This window comes from Microcystis sp. MC19, assembly GCF_003019735.1.
Classification (GTDB): domain Bacteria; phylum Cyanobacteriota; class Cyanobacteriia; order Cyanobacteriales; family Microcystaceae; genus Microcystis.
Window position 1 is genome coordinate 1,375,498 of the sequence record NZ_CP020664.1, and the last position, 18,344, is coordinate 1,393,841.

The window sequence follows — 18,344 nt, forward strand, 5'->3', positions numbered from 1 at the left end:
TTTTAACCAATATACTTTCTAGACTAGCATCTCCTCCTTTAAAATTTGGACATGGTGTACCCAAATTTCGTGTGAGGACAAACCAGCATGATGAGAACAAATCTACTGTTTTTCTCGGCTTTATTTTGGTTAAAAGTCGGGATAATCGCTCAAGCAACGCTACTGCTAAAAGCAAACTTATCTTTTGCCCAGAATCTTTATCCCGGTCGTCGTTTGCCCCCACCGCCGGCGGTGAGACAACCAACTAAACGTTCAGACAGTCCCAGTGCTGTTAATTGTTCCCAATGTCCACCCTTAAATTTACCCCCAGTTAATTCTCCTTCAGTTCGTCCTCTGGTGGCGGACCCAGTTTCTGGTAATCAACCCCTGAGAGAATACGTTTTTCAAGCTCCCGCTACCGTGCGTCCTGCCGATGCTACGGTGATTAATAATCATCGTCAAACTGTCAATCCACCAGCACCCAGACCTCAAAATCGCGCCAATAAACCCCCCGCACCACAGCAGCGGGTTATTGCCGCTAATCAACTCTTTCGCGTTGAAGTTAGGACTAATAGTGCGGAAGCGTTGGCAAAAATTAAAGAAATTGAACCCCTCGCATTTATCCGTACGGGAGAAAATGTTATTCAAGTGGGGTTATTTCAGCAACAATACCAAGCAAAGCAAAGAGTACAAGAGTTAACTAAACAGGGTTTTAGCGCTCAGATTATTACCCTCAATAATTAGTAAAGTTAGGGTTGAAAATATTAATAATAATCCGGGTTCAGGTCTGGGAATTATCCCTAATTCTCCTTAACCCTTGCCCTGCTGCGGGTTAATAAAACCGCTTGTAATACTAAATCCTGTTTAAAAGGTATAGGAGAGTGGGGAGACACAATATTAATTAAAATTATCAAAAATTAATTTTGAGGGGAAGTTCTTAAGTAGCTAGACACAATTAATTACACATAAGTAGCTGGTTATAATTAAATTAAAAATGGATTTTAGGTTCGATCCCCCCTGCTCCCCTTGATAAGGTAGGGTTGATTCATGAATCAACCCTACCCTTGATAAGGGTGGTGTCTGATAATTTTTAACGCCTACCTACTTATCTAACTATCTCTTGCCTGTTGCCTCTTGCCTATCCTCACCAAGAAGTTAATTTTGCCCTATTACTTAGCACACAGAGTTAATTTTGTCAAGCAAAATTCTGACCGCATCGATCATAACATCCGGTTGATCCATCCAGACAAAATGGCCACTTTTATCCGCTTGTATTTCCCTAAAATCTCTGGATAATTTGCCTAATTCTAGGTGCATCTCCTCCCGGAGTTGGTTGGCACTTTTGAGGGGAATAAAGCGAGTCCAAAGGGAAGGTTTAAAAAAAGAATTAGCTTTAATACTAACTATCGGTAAATTACCGAAATTGTTAGCCTCACTCAGCTGACGAGCGCTTTGGTCGAGATTAAACATTTCTCTACTCATCGTCATCCAGTGTTTAGCGCGACAGAAAGAACGCTTAACTCGATCACAAGAATCTGGGGAAAAGCGACGTAATTCTGGTTTTAATAATTCAAAAACTCCTAGAACTCTCAAAACTCGGATAATGCCTAAAATTGAGCCGATAATCGACATCCAAAATCCAGAGATGAAAAATAATTTTAATGCCTTTAATGCTGGCGACATTTTCAGCATTCCTTTGTCGTGTAAACCATCGGTGAGTACCAAACCTACTACTTTTTCTGGGAACAGATGAGCATACAGTCGAACATTATAACTGCCAAAAGAATCACCAACTAAAATATAAGGTGGTTCTATTTTTGCCTGGGTTAGTAATTGATCTAATTCCTGAACAATTTGGTAGCTAGTTCGTGGATGGGGACTAGGATCACTCCAACCATAACCGGCTCGATCATAAATACAAACCCTAGCCAATTGTGACAATTCTTCTATCAAAAAATATCCCTCAATTCCCCCTAAACTATGGTCAATAATAATAGTGGGACTAGCCGATCCCGCTAGACAAAAATGTAGGCGATATTTACCTAGATTAATCAAATTACCCGGCGGTGCTTTTTGTTCTTCTATCCAAACAGATAACGTCTGATAAACTGTGGTCGCTACTAGGAGAATTACTCGAATTGATAAAGACATAACTAGACCTCTTGTAAAAATCAAAAATTCTTGTGGTTGCTGGAGAATTAACCATGAATAATCATCAATGAAATGGTCGATTTAATGGTGAGCAGCGGCAGTGATACTAAATCCGTTTATTAAAGACTGATTATCTATACCCCCTTTTGCCTCTTGCCTGTCCTTATAAGTAGCCTATGCTCAACGGATTTAGTATGATTAAAAGAGAGCGCCAGCATTGCAGCCAAAATATAATACAAATGAACGCTTTACCCGATGATTTTGAGCCAAGTATTTCTAATCAATTAAGCATAAATACTTAAAATACCCTCAAATGCGAGCTGCTACGCAGTGCCTTCGGCATCGCATTTACCGAAGAAAAAGCGCTTAATAAGTTGTTAAATTTCGAGAACAACATTAGCAGTATGCTGAAAATTGGCTAAAACTATTAAGATCATAGACCGAGTTTAATCTTATGCTAGAGAAAATACTATACGCTGATTCCGGCGCAGGTCAAACCCAAGAAATGCTACAAGCATTGATGGATCTCCCCGCTATCCGGAAAGCGTCGATTACCATTCTCCGGGTTGTTCCCCCTCAGATTACCACCGAAGCTCTGGCCAGTAAATGGGAAGAGGGGACCCAAATGCTGACTAAAATCCTGCAAGAAGTCAAAATTGAACCCAGCAAAGTTTCCACGATTCTGCGTCAAGGAGATCCCAAAGATACCGTCTGTCAAGTTGCCGACGAAATCGGTGCAGACTTGATCCTGATGGGTTCCCGAGGACTGAAGCGACTGGAGGCAATTCTAGAAAATTCCGTCAGTCAATACGTCTTTCAACTGACTAATCACCCGATGTTATTGGTAAAAGACGATATTTACGTCAAAAAAATCAAAAAGGTGATGGTAGCTCTCGATAAGTCTAGCTCGGCTGATTTAGCTCTCGATCTGGCCATTTATCTCCTGCGAGACTATCCTTCAGCAGAGTTAATTCTGGCCCGCGTCAACCCCGACTTAAAGCCAGAATTTGCCCCCACTTCCCCCAAAGAAATGGAAGAAAACCCGATTATAGGGCCGGCAGTGGCAAAAGCGAAACGGATGAATATACCCTATCGCTGCGTGGTGACGGGGGGTAAACCGGGAGAACAACTCTGCAAACTCGTCGATGATTATGGTGTCGATCTCTTACTGTTGGGGTCGCCCGATCGCCGTCCTTCCGTGGCTAAGAGTTTACCAGATCTCGATCGCCTTCTCGGTACTTCCCTCTCGGATTATGTGCGGGTTAATGTCAATTGTCCCGTCCTTTTAGCTAGAAAAGAAGGGATTTAGCCCCTATTGGGTGTAGGCAGCTAAGTCTTGACTCATTTGATTTAAGTTGCTGGCAATGGCTTTCATCGTCATAAAAGCCGAGCTAAAGGCGATTAGCTCATTTAAGGGATAACTTCGACTCTCAACCCGCAAGCTCAGTAACTGCTTCTCAAGAGATTCAATTTCTTCGATGAGCAATCCTAACTTTGGTGGGTTGAGAATGACCTGGGCAGCGATCGCATCTTGTTGTGCGATCGCTAAAATCATCAGCCATTTTTACTTCTTTGGTGAGGACGGTGGGCAGGCGTTTGGAGCGTTTTGCCCGTAAATATGCACCGATATTTTCCAGTTCAATTTTAAGAACTTCTCGATAAAGGAAGAGGATGGCGTTGAGGGCTTGGTTTTGGGTGGCGGTGGCAACGTTTTTATCAACGGCAAGATGGCTCAAAAAGGACTTGATCTCTTCTTTTCCCATCTCACGGGGATGTTTTTTCTGATGGAAGAGCAGATAACGCTTAATCCAGTCCAGATATGTTTGTTCGGTGCGGTAGGAGTAGTGTTTGAGGCGAATGGTTTCACGCACTACGTCTAGGAGTTTTCGGGGTGGGGGAGGGTTCATCACAGAGTAAGCTAATCGGCATAACACGCTTATCGTAATAAGCTAAAACGCACTTAAACCACCTAAAATAGAAATAGTAACTTGAGAAAATTCCTACTTATGCCAGCCAAAGATTTCCTAGACTTAGAAGAAAAGAAAAACTTACAAAAAGCTCTTAAAGAAGAAGAAAGAGCAGAGGTTAGGGAAAGAATTTTAATGTTTCTCTTGCTAAACGACGGAAAAACTCAACGAGAAATAGCTGAGTTTATTGGCTGTTCACTCAAAACAGTCGCCCATTGGTGTGTTCAGGGCGATCCTAACAATATAGAAAGTCTAGAAGATGGGAGAAAAAATGGAAATCATAAAAAAGCCACAGAGGAATATATTAATTTACTATTGAAAATAGTTGATGAAGACCCGAAGGAATTGGGATATGAATTCGGGAGATGGACAGCGGCAAGATTAGCAGAGCATCTAGAAAAGGAAACAGGAATTAAACTGAGTGGCTCGCAAGTGAGAAGAATATTGAGAAGAAAAAAGTATGTGTATATCTGGGCAAAATATAGTCTAGAAGATAAGCAAGACAAGAAATTAAGAAAAGCATTTAAAGAAAAATTAGATGAATATTTAAAGTTAGCGAAAGAAAAGCCAGAGTCAATCCAGGTATGGTTTTGGGACGGGGCTTTCAAGGTGGCGACGCAGGTTCGCCACACAGCCCCTCATGAATGTGGATTTAGTTTGAGAGTAATAAGAAGGAGAGCTTGGACAAAAAAAGGAAAGCGAAAAAAAGTGAATGGGCAAAGAAAAAGAGGAAGGGTGAATGTGATGGGAGCCTTAAGATATAATGATAAAAAAAGAGTCTGTTTTATGATCAAAAAAGGAAATTCAGAAACTTTCCATGAACAATTAAAGAAACTTCATGAAGAGATTCGTCAAGAATGGATAAACTTGGGAAATCTGCCCGAAGATTTTCGAGAAAAGGGGACGAAGATTATCATTATATTAGACAATGCTAGTTATCACAAAAAGAAAGATGTTATTGAGCAGGTGGAAAAAGAGTTGCCCAATATTAGGCTAGAGTTTTTACCAGCTTATAGTCCAGATTACAACCTAATAGAATTAGTGTGGCATTCCGCTAAAGAATACATAGCTAATCGAGAATTTGAAAATAAAGAAGAACTGGAAAAAGTAGTCAATCAGCTTTTAAATGAAGGGGGATTGATTATTAAATGGAGTAGAAAACTTAAAAATAAGGGTAATGCTGTCAATGTAACTTAAATGCGTAAAAGCTTATTATACGGAAAACTTCTTGCGATCACTCCATTTGAGCGTAATATACGGAAAGATTCTTAAAAAAATGCGTATTTGGCGTGATATACGGAAAATTTCCGCATAATATATATATAGTTAGCCCTCTAGGTTTTAGGTTGGGGCGTGTACTAAATTTGTTGGCTAAAGGCGAAAAGTAGATTATTACAAGACCACCGGTAAAGCATCGCATTAAAGCCATTAGTAATGTGTTGATTGGAATAATGTTAATCAATAGAGGTAGACCACTATGGAAATTCAGGGTATTCAAAATCAATTTGCTTATCTACATCAATGGTTGAAGGAAAAATACAAGTTAACTGAACCTACATTATCTCAAGTTGCAGCAAGTTTGGTTCAATCTCATGTAGTAGCAAGTGGTATGCCAATCACGATCAAAACAGGTGATCCTCTAGAAATTGGCTTTATTAGTTCTGCGGCAGATGGTGAGTTGCACGGATCTTTGAATGTAAATTTAGCATTTGATACTTCTCTAACTCTTGAATCTGAGGAATAGGAGTGCGATCGCCGATCTGGTAGGGTGCGTTAATGAAATGTAACGCACCTTATCTAATGTTCAAAATCCGTGCGTTACGCTTTACGCTAACGCTAACACAGGCTACTAGTCTGTCAAGTTTGAATTGAGGGATAGAGTTTTTTTAATTTAATACGAGCATCAGCATTAGTAAATCTCCAGTCAACTGAATTTGACTTTTCATTTCGATTTTCTTCCCATGCCTTAATTTCTTGTTTTAAACTATCCATGTCTGGGATACGACGATCGAGACATTGACGATTCAAAACGCTCAACTCAATTTCTGCCATATTTAACCAGCTGCCATGTTTGGGAGTGTAATGAAATTCGAGTTTATCTAAAATTCTCTTGGCCTCTTCCGGTTCAAAGGCTTTATATAATGAGGCTTTTACATGAGTATTTAAGTTGTCTTGAATTACTCTAATTTTCTGGGCATCCGGATAACGCTCATCAACCAAATATTTCATTTGGTGTGCATAATCGCTCGCCGTCCTTTGTTGTGTAACTTCTACATGTCGCCAACCTTGTAATGGTTCAAAAAACATAAACATATTGGCTACACCATTACGCTCATATTGATAGTCATACCTTTCTGGTTCTCTCGGTTCGGCTGGTATTTTCTCTTTTGTTTCTTTGACTAATTGTTTACAACTCTCATCAAAACACAGCCAGGGATTTTGCTGGTCATACTCACTATGATAAATATCCAAGACATCTTCCATGGCACAGACAAACTCCGCTGATTCTTTTGGGGGAATGACCCATGATTGATTCAGCCATGGTTTCAATTCATTTTTTTTAAGGTTTTTCTGATGGTTTCTCGTGATATTTTTTCCACATATTCAAGTTCGACCATTTTATCTGCCAGCATTTGAAGTGTCCATTTTGCTCGTCCCGTTGGTGTTTCACTACAAGCGATGGCAATCAGATCTGCTTCCTTTTCCCCATCGATAATTTTGGCACGGCGATGTTCTTGCTTTTTTCGAGTTAATGATGATTCAATTCCTGACTCGACAAATCTTTGTCGTACTCTCTCAATGGTGGCTTGAGCAACATTTAAGGCTTCACTAATTTTCGAGTCAGTCCAACCACCTTCCTGTTGATTGACGTCTGCTAAAAGCAGTATTCTGGCATGGTTCATTTTGTAAGCTGCTATTTTTCCTTTCTTGGTTAGCTGCTCGAGTTCAGTTCTTTCGGAGTCTGTTAGATCTACAATATATTTTTTCTTCGGCATTTTTTTGTCTGAAGTTGGATAACTTCTTCCAGATTAGCTCTTTTTTTATCCCTCAAAACAAAATTGATGCTCTACTACATCATATTTCTGGACTTCCCCGTTGACAAAAAGCCATAAGCTGTGCTGTAGAAGGGATTAAGAGAATTTACGCCGCCCCGTTACTGGGTACAAATCAGGGAAACTCCCAATAAATCTAACGCTTTTTGTTGCAGTTGGGTCGGTCGAGTTATCTTAGAAAAACGATAACTTCCCTCTCTAATCGTACATTCCACTGTATTCAAGCAAATTGTCCCCAAGTCTTCCAACAAAGTCCGAAAACTATGCACAGGAAAGTTCTCTTGATTCCGTTTTTTTCTCTCCTTAGATTGCACCGATTCACTCCGACTCGCCTTAATCACATTCAGAGAACCATCATCAATTTCTTCATCCTCAAATAATAAAGGAGCCAAGCACTGTTTTAAATGCCATTCCACATAATAAGCCAACATACATAAAAAGATATGAGCTTTGACTCTATCACCCTTATAATGATAGATAGGACGTACCTTTAAATCAATTGACTTATAACAGCGAAATGCCTCCTCCACTTGAGATAAACTTTTATAAGCTTTAACCGTCGTCGCTGCATCCATCAAGGTTGACTCCAGAGAAGTTCTTAACACATACACACCATCCACAGGGTAAGCTCATCTAATTTGGTATAAATTGTACTTGACAAAGATTTCTGAATAGGGTAATCAAATCGCCATAGCACCGTCCCGCACTGCCAGTACCCAGACTTAGCCGCTGCTACCTCTGTATAATTTATAATTAGCCTTAGTCTCACTGTTGTTGATGAAAATTAATGAGGAAATAGCTCATGGGTAAAGGTTTTGCTCCCGTTCTCCCCACCGGAAATAAAGCTCAACTAAAACCTGAGCTTCCTTTAACATCAATAAATGAAATTCAAGCTAGTTTATTGACTTATCTTCAAGATATTCCTGACCCAAGAGCGTCCCGAACCCAAAAACATTTATTAACTGATATTTTAGTCATTGCTGTTTTAGCAGTTATAGCAGGAGCCAAAGGTTGGGAAGACATGGAAAATTATGGACTCAGTAAGCAGTCTTGGTTATCTGAGTTTTTAGAATTACCTAATGGCATTCCTTCTGATGACACTTTTCGGCGGGTTTTTGAACGGATTAACCCGGAAGTTTTGGACAAAGTTTTGTCTCAATGGCTGCCCCATTTAATCGGTTCTCTTTCGGGGGAAATAGTTCCCATAGACGGGAAAAGTCTCAGAGGTTCTTACGACCGTAATCAAGGAATTAAAGCCTTGCATTTAGTGACGGCTTGGGCGGGGGAGCAGAAATTAGTTTTAGGACAAGTCAAGGTGGAAGATAAATCCAATGAGATTACTGCTATTCCCGCTTTACTAGAACTGTTAGACCTTCAAGGGGCAATTATCACCCTAGATGCTATGGGAACTCAAACGGCGATTATTAATCATATTCAAGCCAAAAAAGCTGACTACGTTGTCGCCCTTAAAGCTAATCATCCGACTCTTTATACTCAGGTCAAAAACTGGTTTGAGCAAGCTCAAGCACATCAATTTGATGGTATTCAATTTAGTTATGATTACCGTCTGGAAAAAGGTCATCATCGCCTCGAAAAACGTTGGTGTTGGGCTGTACCTTTAGAAGCTTTCGGCGGTCTTTATCAACAGGCTCAATGGCAAGGACTTCAAAGTATTATCATGGTTAAACGAGTTCGTCATCTTTGGAATAAAACCACTTGTGAAGTCCAATTTTATCTCAGTTCTCTCCCTGCTGATGCTCAAAAAATAGGTAATGCTATTCGTAAACATTGGGGCATTGAAAATCAGGCTCATTGGATTTTAGATGTTACTTTTAATGAGGATCAATGTCGGATTCGCTCTGGTCACAGCCCTCGTAATGGGAGCCTTCTTGAGACGAGTAGCACTTAACGCTCTTAACCAGGAATCCACTTACCGACGTAGTCTGGCACAAAAAAGTAAACGGGCGGCCATGGATAATAACTATATGATGGCTGTGCTGAAAGCCTTTTGTCAAGCCTAATTGAGATGCTCTTACCCTGACACCATCCAAGGCCGTTTCTTGAGCGATTAATTCCCGCTTACGCTGATAAGAAAAGCCTTCTTCTGTTATCTCTAGGTTATAGTATTTATTGACCTTAAACTGATTAAGAACCTTGCCCACTCTCAAAGCTATCTTATCTTGGCCCTTTAAAGCTCTTTTCTCCCTTTGAGTCGCCTGAACAATCAAATCTAGTTCCTTCTCTACCGCTTCTAATAATGCCTCTCTTTGTAGTTGATTTTTCTGGGCAATGAAGGGATTACGACAAGCAATTAATCTTTCTTCGGGATAATCTTCACTCTCAAATTCCACCAAGTTTACCTGATCAAATAATCCTAATTGAATCACTTCCACCTCAGCCAGTTTCCGAATTTGAGGCTTAGTTAAACCAGTAATATAGTCTAATCCTTCTATCGGTTTTACTAATTCCTTGATTTTCGAGTTAGTTAAAATTCCTCTATCACTTACCCAGACCACATTCTCAATCTCCCAACCCTTTCTGACTTTCTCAATTTGTCCGCTTAAAGTAGCACCATCTGAAGTGTTTCCTTCAAATACTTCTACCGCTATCGGACAACCCTTAGCTGAACAGAGCAAACCAAACACTATCTGAGTTTTCCCCTTCTTTTTATCTCGATTATACCCATATTTTCCCAGTTCACAACCATTTCCTTCTAGGTAGGTAGAAGTGACATCATACAAGACTAATGTTCCTGATTCTAAGTGTTTAATTGCTAGGTGCTTCTCAATTTTCTCTTGTTTTTCTAATAACCAATCTAAGGCGTTATATAATTCGTCTTCATCGCCTTTCTCTAAGTCTAACAATTGTCCTAAACTCTGACTACAAGTCTCACTATTAAACCCTCTCGCTGTGGCTAGTTTCGATTTAGGATTGATGATTCTTGCCACAATCATCGCCACCACTAAGTTTCTGATTCGTGAGGATTTTTCACTGATTATTTTATCTAAACCCAATTTTTTAATCGTCTCTAAAATAGCCATTACATGACCATGAGGAAGACTTCTAATCACTTCAAAATGATTGGGAATGCCTTCATTCATGGACAGTGTTGCTCCTTTAAGAGCCAGTTTCAGATTTTCGATAATATCATCGGGTAATTTTGAGAGATTGGCAAGGGTTCTTTTTTTGACTTGATCTCCTTCTCGGTAGGATTCTCGAAGAAGAACAGCGGGGGGAGAATTACGGTTAGGAACTTTTTCTATATACATGGCTATTATTTTAGCAAATGGAGAGAATTCTTGTCCATTAAGAAATGTTACAAATTACATGGGTACATTAAGAAAAGTTAAGGGGGTGCATCCATTGATGGATAAGGGTTTTCGGCTATTATAGTATATATGTATGGGGGAAGTTCAGGTATAACAAGTCGCTGCACCAGAACGCCGTCACTTGGTTGAGTGCGATGCCAAAGGCACTGCGTAGCAGCACGCCGATCTTGTAGGGTGCGTTACGGCGAATTATTAATTTTAGTTTTTTGACTAAATTGATAGCCGCCTAACGCACCCTACTGGACTGTTTCAGCTAATTTGGTGTATTAGAAAAATGCTATAAATTCTATAATCTAAGACTTTAAGCCGAAATCTATTGCCCTATTTTAGCTGAAACAATCCACTACTGAATATACAGCCCTGAGAGCAGAGATCCTTCAGGCTGATAATATTTGCCTATTACCTATTGGGTGTAGGCAGGTAAGTCTTGACTCATTTGATTTAAGTTGCTGGCAATGGCTTTCATCGTCATAAAAGCCGAGCTAAAGGCGATTAGCTCATTTAAGGGATAACTTCGACTCTCAACCCGCAAGCTCAGTAATTGCTTCTCAAGAGATTCAATTTCTTGGATGAGCAATCCTAACTTTGGTGGGTTGAGAATTACCTGGGCAGCGATCGCCTCAGCCATTTGATCAAAAGCGATCGCAGTCTGTTGTGCGATCGCTTGTAATTCAGGTAAAAACTTTTGTCGTATCGGTTCAGGAAGCGGTTGCTGTAGCACATCTTGTAAAGCATCCAGTTGAGCCCAGAGTTTTTGTTCGTAGCCGATGGAGAAATTCCAAAAATTTTGGTGTTTGGTTGCTAAAACTGTGGAAATTTGTTCGAGACTGGCAATCTTAACCGAGGCTGGATGTTGAGCGATCGCCACTGTGATGGCCTGCTTCAGTTGGGCGATATCTGACGGTGGTATCGTATCCTGAAAATAGCCTGACAGCAGTTTTTGATATAGCTGTCCCATTTTCTTAAAAGTCACAGAAAAATCTGTTTCCAGTTGGTTTGTAGCCGATTTTGTCATAAATACAGTGGTCAGCAACACCCCCAGAAACGCACCTACGGGAACTGAAATCAGTGCGGCCCAAATTCCTTGCTCGAAAAAAGGAAAAATATCCTTCCCGATGGCATCGGCTGCTACAATCGCACCGATGCGAGCGATTGGCGTAAACCCCAGCCAAGCACAACTGAAGTAGGCGAAAAAATAAGCCAGACTGCTACTAAAAGGATTATAACCAAAGGACTTGACCAACAGGTAAATACAGAGAATCGTCAAACTCAACGAAACAGTTGCCGCCCAACCGATCGCGATCGCTCGCCCCCTTGTCGGTTGAATGACAGTGACCACTGCACCTATGATCACAATATCTGCCACTTTTTCGTAAGCAGAAGGATAGGGAAACTCGATGTGACGAATAATAGCCAGTAACAAACCAATAACCACGCCAAGACTGACAATTTCTCTCAGGCGTTTTAGGGATATAGGGGCCCATTTGGGAAAGGTAATCAGGTGTCTTCGCCTGAAAGTTGCAGTTACTTTGGTTTTATCGATTATCCTGCCTCCTAATCCCTCGCATTGTTGGATAAATCGAGATACAAGTTGAATAAATTGATAAAACTGTAGTGATTCTTGAACATCATACCGATCAATCTCTCCACTTGTTCGGAGATGATCAAGTTTACCCCCAATATTCGCTAAATCTTCTTCTAATTCTGTCAGGTAAGGGGTAGCTAAGATTTTTTTGCCGTTACTCAGATCCCTCAAGCTATCAAAGCTGTCGGTAAGATGAGTCGCCAATTGGTGAAATTCCGCCCTGAACTGACCCACTAAATTTTGTTCATGCTTTTCGCCCTTAAAAGCCATCAGATCAGCTAATTGTCGAGTCAATTGGTTCTGAATTGCCAAGATTTCACTCCAATTTTCTGCCACCAATATCTCACTACCGAATTCATGGGTTGCTTTTGTGAGTGTTGAAAGGCTAGTTTGTGTTGATTTTTTAATCTGATTGAGTAAGTTAAGCTCGTTCTGCTCAATAGAAAGAGAATAATCCCGCTCCTCGACCTCAGTTTTTAAGTGGCGATCGAGGATTTTTTGGAACAAGTGCGGTATATCTTGAAGGATTCCCATCAAGTTCCGGTTGAGATCGGATCGAGTATTCTGGGGCCAAAATAGTAAAGCGACAGCAACTCCCACAGCGATTCCGATCCAGTTATCGATGAGGCGCGATCGCAAATAAAGCCAGATATCTTGTTGTGCTGATGTTCCTACCACTCTCATGGCAATTAAAGCGCCCAAGAGTGTGGCTTGGGAATAAGCGGCTTGCCATCGGTAAGTTTCACAGATCAGGGCGGCTAAAATGTAGGTGAGAGAGGGAATGACAAAAAAACTTGAGCCTTGGATTCCGTAGGCGTTCACCAGGATAGCCGCAATGATTCCCCCCAAAGCACTTCCCCCCAAACGCCCCAAACCTGCGGCGATCGCACCTCCCATGGATGGCTCAATCAGTACAGATACATACCCAAAGACGGGATAGACAAAGTTGTCTAATACATTTCCCCGGTGCCAAAAGAAACTCGTTAAGAGAGCAGCACCCAGGGAAAACTTCAATCCCTGTCTGATCATTAGCCCGTTTTTACTGTCCAAGGTATCTCTATATCCTTTTTCGACTACTCATTGTTACCCATTAATCGCTCGCTCAATCCCATATAAAATTAGTGCCAAAAACGTCACCAACCAAAACCAAAGCTGAGGAGGCTCACTATGGATCAAGATTACTAAGACAAACGCTGCGGCGATAATCCACCACTTAAACCACCAAGTCCACCATTGAGAACGTCTTTTCGGATTTTCCATATTAGGTTTAACCGTTTATTCTAGTCGTTGTTTCTTTCAGCTACTTACGCTCGCAAGATTGTGGTTAACGATCGTACACCCCTGTAATCCAGCGAAAAGCAGGGGTTATGTAACTCACTAAAGAACGCTCTTCTACCACAGCATGGACATCTGCGGTAGTCCCGTTGGTAATTCTTTGGGGCGCTCCCTTGGCTTGAGTCCAGTAAAAACCACTGGGTGTATTGCGATCGACCTTCAGCGCTAAAGTGGCTTTGATAACACTTGCATTGACGGGTATAGGCTTATCGCGATCGTCTTCATCTCTACCCAGAAACAGCTTGCTGGCGAGTTCATGACTTCCCACTATATTTGCCAGTTCTGCCACAGTTACTGGCTGCTGATCGACGGTAATTACCTTAGCAACGATACCCCCATAGCGTTCGCGATCATAGAGATCGGGAACGACTTCTACTTCCTTGCCCGGTTCTAATCGTTTGGCATCACCACTCTTAAACAATGCCACCACGTTGGTCTTGGCCTTTAGATTGGAGACTTCTAACGTACCTATGCGCCCCCCCGGAGCCAGGACTTCCCCCGGATTAACAGATAAGTCTAAAATCTGGCCGTTGTACAGACTCACTACATTTTTGTTGGCTTGAATAGTGGTTCTTAACGTATTAATCTCTCGTTGCTGGTCAGCGATCGCATTGTAACGAAGAATATCACTGGCTGTATCTTGGAGGTCTATTTGCCGTTTTTCTGTGTTTAGTATATTATTCTGGGCCGTCAATGCGTTCATCTGCGCTCGCAGGCTTTCATCAACCCCCTTCAGGCGATCAAGTTCTATTTGGACGCGATTGATACTATTAGAAGCCTCTAGATTATTGAACTGAAACAAATAGGAGGGAAAATCTAGCTTGGCGACAGCCCCCTCTTCGATAAGTTTATCGTAGGCGGCTAGTCTTTCATCCGTTGAGTTCTGGAAATTTTTAAGGTATCGAGCATGGGAGAGATAGGCTTCTCGCTGTTTTTGATTACTGGATAATTGAACTTGAAGTGCTTTAATCTGAAGCTGATTCGCCTTTTGCTGGCGATCTATTGAGGCTGCATTCAATTGGCGACGACTCACTTCAATAGAGTCAACTCTTTTATCCTGCTGCTTGAGATCTGCTAGTCTATCCTTTTTATCCTTTAATTCTGTTTCTAATTCAGGAAACTCTAAAGTTGCCAGTAACTGCCCTTTTTTGACAGAATCTCCCGGTTGAATCAGGAGGGTTAACACCCGCCCACCTTGACGGGGTTCGATATTAACAATAGAACGAGGAATCAAAATGACCGCTCGTCCTTGAACAGGAGTCGGAATCTTACCAACTATCGCCCAATAACTCAGTCCTCCGAGCAAAAGACCCACCGGCATTAAGCGCAGGATTATCTCCCCTAATCTTCCTGTTGGCTCCGAATATTTAAACGGTTTTTCCGAATCAATTTTAGGAGCAATTCCCGTTTTTATTTGATTATCATCCTGACCTTCTATCCTAGCCTGCGTTGTTTTCTTCGCACCCATATCTGGCTGCTGATGATTCTGATCAGACATAGATTCGGCTTGATTCTTTGCCATTGTACTGAAATGAGTAAAAATCACTTAATTTGTAACATGATAAACATTCAGAGGATATTACTTTAGACTAGGAAAATCCTCTGAAAAAATCGCTCAAGCTATTTTTGACATAAGATAACTAGGCTACCTCGAAAGATTTACCGAAGGCTCAAACCTTTAAAATTTCCTGTAAGAAACCTAATAAAGTATTACTCTTGATGTGACCTAAAACAACCTAATTAGGGATCAAGTGTTTGAGTCCAACGCTCCGACTAGAGAGATAATCTATCGAACGAGTTTACACTATTCCAACTTCTAACTTACATAAGGCGTATAGTCTCATTGTAACCGTTCAGGGGGGGGGATGTCAAGCCGCCAGTGGCATTGACTCAGTGGAAGGACTCTCCTGGGGCAGCACCGAGATGGATACTACTCTTTCACAGTAGCCGCTCTTTTCTAAGTCTTTTTAGATTACTAGATTTTGTCCCCCCCTGAACTAGGGTTGATTCATTGTAGGGTTGATTCATGAATCAACCCTACCCCCTGAACGGTTACTTCAAGGGAGAAAAAGCGATCGGGCTATAATAAAGAAAATTTCATTTTAACCTGAGAAAATTCATTATGACAGCCACTATTGAAGAGATTCGGGCAATACTAAAGCAATTAGCTCAATCCCAACAAGAGTTATCCCAAGCTCAAAAAGAAACAGATAAGCAAATTAACAGAGTTAGTAAGCAGATTGGGGAGTTGGGCAATCGTTTAGGAGAGTTTGTCGAGTGGCAAGTACGTCCTGCGGTGGTGCGTCTGTTTCAGGAGCGGGGTATTGATGTCCATGAGTTTCACCCCGGTATTTCGGTAAAACGGGATAATGAGGGTTTAGAGATTGATCTATTGGTAGTGAATGATACGGATGCCATTTTAGTGGAGGTCAAAAGTAAGTTAACTCAAAGGGATGTGGATGAGCATTTACAACGTTTGGCTAAGTTTAAGCGGTTAATGCCTCGTTTTCGAGATGTAAAGGCTTTGGGAGCGGTGGCAGCGATGATTGTTCCCAATGAGGTGGCGAGTTACGCTTGTCGTCAGGGTTTATTTGTGTTGGTGCAGTCAGGGGAAAATGTAATAATTTTGAATGATGCAGAGTTTACGCCCCGGGTTTGGTAGGTTTAGCTTTTTCTCGAAATTTTATAGGTTCTGTGTGATCAGTTTAACTTACATTATGAGCGATCTTTGTGTCCTTTGTGTCTCTGTGGTTCGTTCCACTCCCTCGCTAGGAGAGATGTATCTTAGAATACATTTTACCCACCAAATCCAAGAGAGCCGATTCCATTCCTGCCAATAATCAACGCTAAAATTATACTAAATCCCTTGAGTATAGGCTACATCACTTTAACCTGAGAAAATTCATTATGACAGCCACTATTGAAGAGATTCGGGCAATACTAAAGCAATTAGCTCAATCCCAACAAGAGTTATCCCAATCCCAACAAGAGTTATCCCAAGCTCAAAAAGAGTTATCCCAAGCTCAAAAAGAAACGGATAAACAAATCAAGGAAACAGATAAGCAAATTAACAGGGTTAGTAAGCAGATTGGGGAGTTGGGCAATCGTTTAGGAGAGTTTGTCGAGTGGCAAGTACGTCCTGCGGTGGTGCGTCTGTTTCAAGAGCGGGGTATTGATGTCCATGAGTTTCACCCCGGTATTTCGGTAAAACGGGATAATGAGGGTTTAGAGATTGATCTATTGGTAGTGAATGATACGGATGCCATTTTAGTGGAGGTCAAAAGTAAGTTAACTCAAAGGGATGTGGATGAGCATTTACAACGTTTGGCTAAGTTTAAGCGGTTAATGCCTCGTTTTCGAGATGTAAAGGCTTTGGGAGCGGTGGCAGCGATGATTGTTCCCAATGAGGTGGCGAGTTACGCTTGTCGTCAGGGTTTATTTGTGTTGGTGCAGTCAGGGGAAAATGTAATAATTTTAAATGATGCAGAGTTTACGCCCCGGGTTTGGTAGGTTTAGCTTTTTCTCGAAATCTTCTAGGTTCTGTGTGATCAGTTTAACTTACATAGGATCGATCTTTGTGTCCTTTGTGTCTGTAGTGGTTCCTTCCACCCCCTCGCTCTTGAGAAATATATCTTAAAATACATTTTACCCACCAAATCCAAGAGAGCCGATTCCATTCCTGCCAATAATCAACGCTAAAATTATACTAAATCCCTTGAGTATAGGCTACATCACTTTAACCTGAGAAAATTCATTATGACAGCCACTATTGAAGAGATTCGGGCAATACTAAAGCAATTAGCTCAATCCCAACAAGAGTTATCCCAATCCCAACAAGAGTTATCCCAAGCTCAAAAAGAAACGGATAAACAAATCAAGGAAACAGATAAGCAAATTAACAGGGTTAGTAAGCAGATTGGGGAGTTGGGCAATCGTTTAGGAGAGTTTGTCGAGTGGCAAGTACGTCCTGCGGTGGTGCGTCTTTTTCAGGAGCGGGGTATTGATGTGCATGAGTTTCACCCCGGTATTTCGGTAAAACGGGATAATGAGGGTTTAGAGATTGATCTATTGGTAGTGAATGATACGGATGCCATTTTAGTGGAGGTCAAAAGTAAGTTAACTCAAAGGGATGTGGATGAGCATTTACAACGTTTGGCTAAGTTTAAGCGGTTAATGCCTCGTTTTCGAGATGTAAAGGCTTTGGGAGCGGTGGCAGCGATGATTGTTCCCAATGAGGTGGCGAGTTACGCTTGTCGTCAGGGTTTATTTGTGTTGGTGCAGTCAGGGGAAAATGTAATAATTTTAAATGATGCAGAGTTTACGCCCCGGGTTTGGTAGGTTTAGCTTTTTCTCGAAATCTTCTAGGTTCTGTGTAATCAGTTTAACTTACATAGGGTCGATCTTTGTGTCCTCTGTGTCTTTGTGGTTCGTTCCACCCCCTCGCTAGGAGAAATTTATCTTAGAATACATTTTACCCACCAAATCCAAGAGAGCCATTTTTGCTACGATATCCTGAACAGAAATCTGAAAAGATTGGCGATGAAATTGTCCCTCGTTTTAATCGGTGAGAGTATGAGCTATGCCTGATTCACCAGAAGTACAACAGAACTTTAATGCAACCGTTTACGGAGTAGCCGGAAAAGTTGCCGGAGACCAAATTATCTACCCCTCTTCTCAGAAGCAAGATTTAGCCGAAGCTGCCGCAGAAATTCAGCGATTGCTCAAACAACTGGAAGAGACAAATCCCACTGCGACGGAAAAACAAAAGGAAGCTTACATCAATGCGGCGGTGTCAACTCCTGTCAGAAAGCGATTACTAGGCGCGGTGACATCAGGGGGAAAAGCTGCCCTTGAGGAATTTCTAGATAATCCTTACCTCAATGTAACAATGGCTTTAATTGAAGGTTGGAAAACAGCAGAGTGATATTGGGATGGGTTACGAACT

General features: G+C 41.4%; 15 protein-coding genes and 3 pseudogenes. 9 read left to right on the forward strand and 9 right to left on the reverse strand.

The window, feature by feature from the left end:
- The first annotated feature begins 87 nt into the window (after positions 1–87).
- On the forward strand, positions 88–723 hold the full coding sequence (locus B5D77_RS07145) for a hypothetical protein (protein WP_106908542.1): 636 nt from the start codon (positions 88–90) through the stop codon (positions 721–723).
- 429 nt (positions 724–1,152) lie between these two features.
- Here the strand turns inward: B5D77_RS07145 and B5D77_RS07150 are convergent, their stop codons facing one another.
- Positions 1,153–2,130, reverse strand: coding sequence for an alpha/beta fold hydrolase (locus B5D77_RS07150; protein ID WP_106908543.1), 978 nt, complete (start codon positions 2,128–2,130; stop codon positions 1,153–1,155).
- A 454-nt stretch (positions 2,131–2,584) separates the two neighbouring features.
- Here B5D77_RS07150 and B5D77_RS07155 point away from each other — a divergent pair, with 454 nt between their 5' ends.
- Positions 2,585–3,439, forward strand: a complete 855-nt coding sequence (locus B5D77_RS07155; RefSeq protein WP_002735121.1) for a universal stress protein — start codon at positions 2,585–2,587, stop codon at positions 3,437–3,439.
- Positions 3,440–3,442: 3 nt separating this feature from the next.
- On the opposite strand, the gene B5D77_RS07160 is transcribed toward B5D77_RS07155, so the two are convergent.
- Both B5D77_RS07160 and B5D77_RS07165 read right to left on the reverse strand, forming a co-directional pair.
- Entirely contained in the window at positions 3,443–3,616 is a 174-nt protein-coding gene (locus tag B5D77_RS07160) for a hypothetical protein (protein WP_194032337.1), read from the reverse strand.
- Positions 3,597–4,037: a phage integrase N-terminal SAM-like domain-containing protein gene (locus tag B5D77_RS07165; RefSeq protein ID WP_106908545.1), complete on the reverse strand. Its 441-nt coding sequence runs from the start codon at positions 4,035–4,037 to the stop codon at positions 3,597–3,599. Before B5D77_RS07165 ends, B5D77_RS07160 begins: the two co-directional genes overlap by 20 nt.
- Before the next feature lie 99 nt (positions 4,038–4,136).
- On the opposite strand from B5D77_RS07165, the gene B5D77_RS07170 reads away from it, so the two are divergent.
- Together B5D77_RS07170 and B5D77_RS07175 are read left to right on the forward strand one after the other, a co-directional pair.
- Positions 4,137–5,294 (forward strand): IS630 family transposase, encoded by a 1,158-nt coding sequence (locus tag B5D77_RS07170; protein WP_106908546.1) that lies wholly within the window; start codon positions 4,137–4,139, stop codon positions 5,292–5,294.
- A 280-nt stretch (positions 5,295–5,574) separates the two neighbouring features.
- On the forward strand, positions 5,575–5,841 hold the full coding sequence (locus tag B5D77_RS07175; RefSeq protein WP_106908547.1) for a hypothetical protein: 267 nt from the start codon (positions 5,575–5,577) through the stop codon (positions 5,839–5,841).
- 113 nt (positions 5,842–5,954) lie between these two features.
- Here the strand turns inward: B5D77_RS07175 and B5D77_RS25780 are convergent.
- Both B5D77_RS25780 and B5D77_RS07190 read right to left on the reverse strand, forming a co-directional pair.
- Positions 5,955–7,093, reverse strand: a protein-coding gene (locus B5D77_RS25780) for an IS630-like element ISMae29 family transposase (RefSeq protein WP_159036943.1) whose coding sequence is annotated in 2 segments (ribosomal slippage) — positions 5,955–6,661 and positions 6,661–7,093 — 1,140 coding nt in all. Because the reading frame shifts where the segments join, the coding sequence is not laid out codon by codon here.
- A gap of 158 nt (positions 7,094–7,251) precedes the next feature.
- Positions 7,252–7,770, reverse strand: a pseudogene (locus B5D77_RS07190) (tail length tape measure protein); the annotation flags it as partial.
- Positions 7,771–7,952: 182 nt separating this feature from the next.
- Between B5D77_RS07190 and B5D77_RS07195 the strand changes: the two are divergent.
- Positions 7,953–9,171, forward strand: a pseudogene (locus tag B5D77_RS07195) (ISAs1 family transposase).
- Here B5D77_RS07195 and B5D77_RS27025 read toward each other — a convergent pair.
- From B5D77_RS27025 to B5D77_RS07210, 4 genes and pseudogenes are all read right to left on the reverse strand, one after another.
- Positions 9,160–10,419: pseudogene (locus B5D77_RS27025) on the reverse strand (IS1634 family transposase); the annotation flags it as partial. The pseudogenes B5D77_RS07195 and B5D77_RS27025 sit on opposite strands and share 12 nt — an antisense overlap.
- Positions 10,420–10,882: 463 nt before the next feature.
- The gene (locus tag B5D77_RS07205) at positions 10,883–13,093 is read right to left on the reverse strand and encodes an FUSC family protein (protein WP_106908548.1); all 2,211 of its coding nucleotides are present in this window, start codon (positions 13,091–13,093) and stop codon (positions 10,883–10,885) included.
- Positions 13,094–13,147: 54 nt separating this feature from the next.
- Positions 13,148–13,324: a hypothetical protein gene (locus tag B5D77_RS26205; RefSeq protein WP_002735384.1), complete on the reverse strand. Its 177-nt coding sequence runs from the start codon at positions 13,322–13,324 to the stop codon at positions 13,148–13,150.
- Positions 13,325–13,388: 64 nt separating this feature from the next.
- Positions 13,389–14,921 carry an NHLP bacteriocin system secretion protein gene (locus B5D77_RS07210; RefSeq protein WP_106908549.1) on the reverse strand — a complete coding sequence of 511 codons (1,533 nt, stop codon included), beginning with the start codon at positions 14,919–14,921 and terminating at the stop codon, positions 13,389–13,391.
- 600 nt (positions 14,922–15,521) lie between these two features.
- On the opposite strand from B5D77_RS07210, the gene B5D77_RS07215 reads away from it, so the two are divergent.
- The 4 genes from B5D77_RS07215 (at position 15,522) to B5D77_RS07235 (ending at position 18,323) form a co-directional block, all read left to right on the forward strand.
- The gene (locus B5D77_RS07215) at positions 15,522–16,061 is read left to right on the forward strand and encodes a DUF3782 domain-containing protein (protein WP_008197327.1); all 540 of its coding nucleotides are present in this window, start codon (positions 15,522–15,524) and stop codon (positions 16,059–16,061) included.
- Between the two features lie 245 nt (positions 16,062–16,306).
- Positions 16,307–16,909: a DUF3782 domain-containing protein gene (locus tag B5D77_RS07220; protein ID WP_106909971.1), complete on the forward strand. Its 603-nt coding sequence runs from the start codon at positions 16,307–16,309 to the stop codon at positions 16,907–16,909.
- A gap of 246 nt (positions 16,910–17,155) precedes the next feature.
- Positions 17,156–17,737 carry a DUF3782 domain-containing protein gene (locus B5D77_RS07225; protein ID WP_008197328.1) on the forward strand — a complete coding sequence of 194 codons (582 nt, stop codon included), beginning with the start codon at positions 17,156–17,158 and terminating at the stop codon, positions 17,735–17,737.
- Between the two features lie 241 nt (positions 17,738–17,978).
- Positions 17,979–18,323 carry a hypothetical protein gene (locus B5D77_RS07235; protein WP_002803400.1) on the forward strand — a complete coding sequence of 115 codons (345 nt, stop codon included), beginning with the start codon at positions 17,979–17,981 and terminating at the stop codon, positions 18,321–18,323.
- Positions 18,324–18,344: the final 21 nt, after the last annotated feature.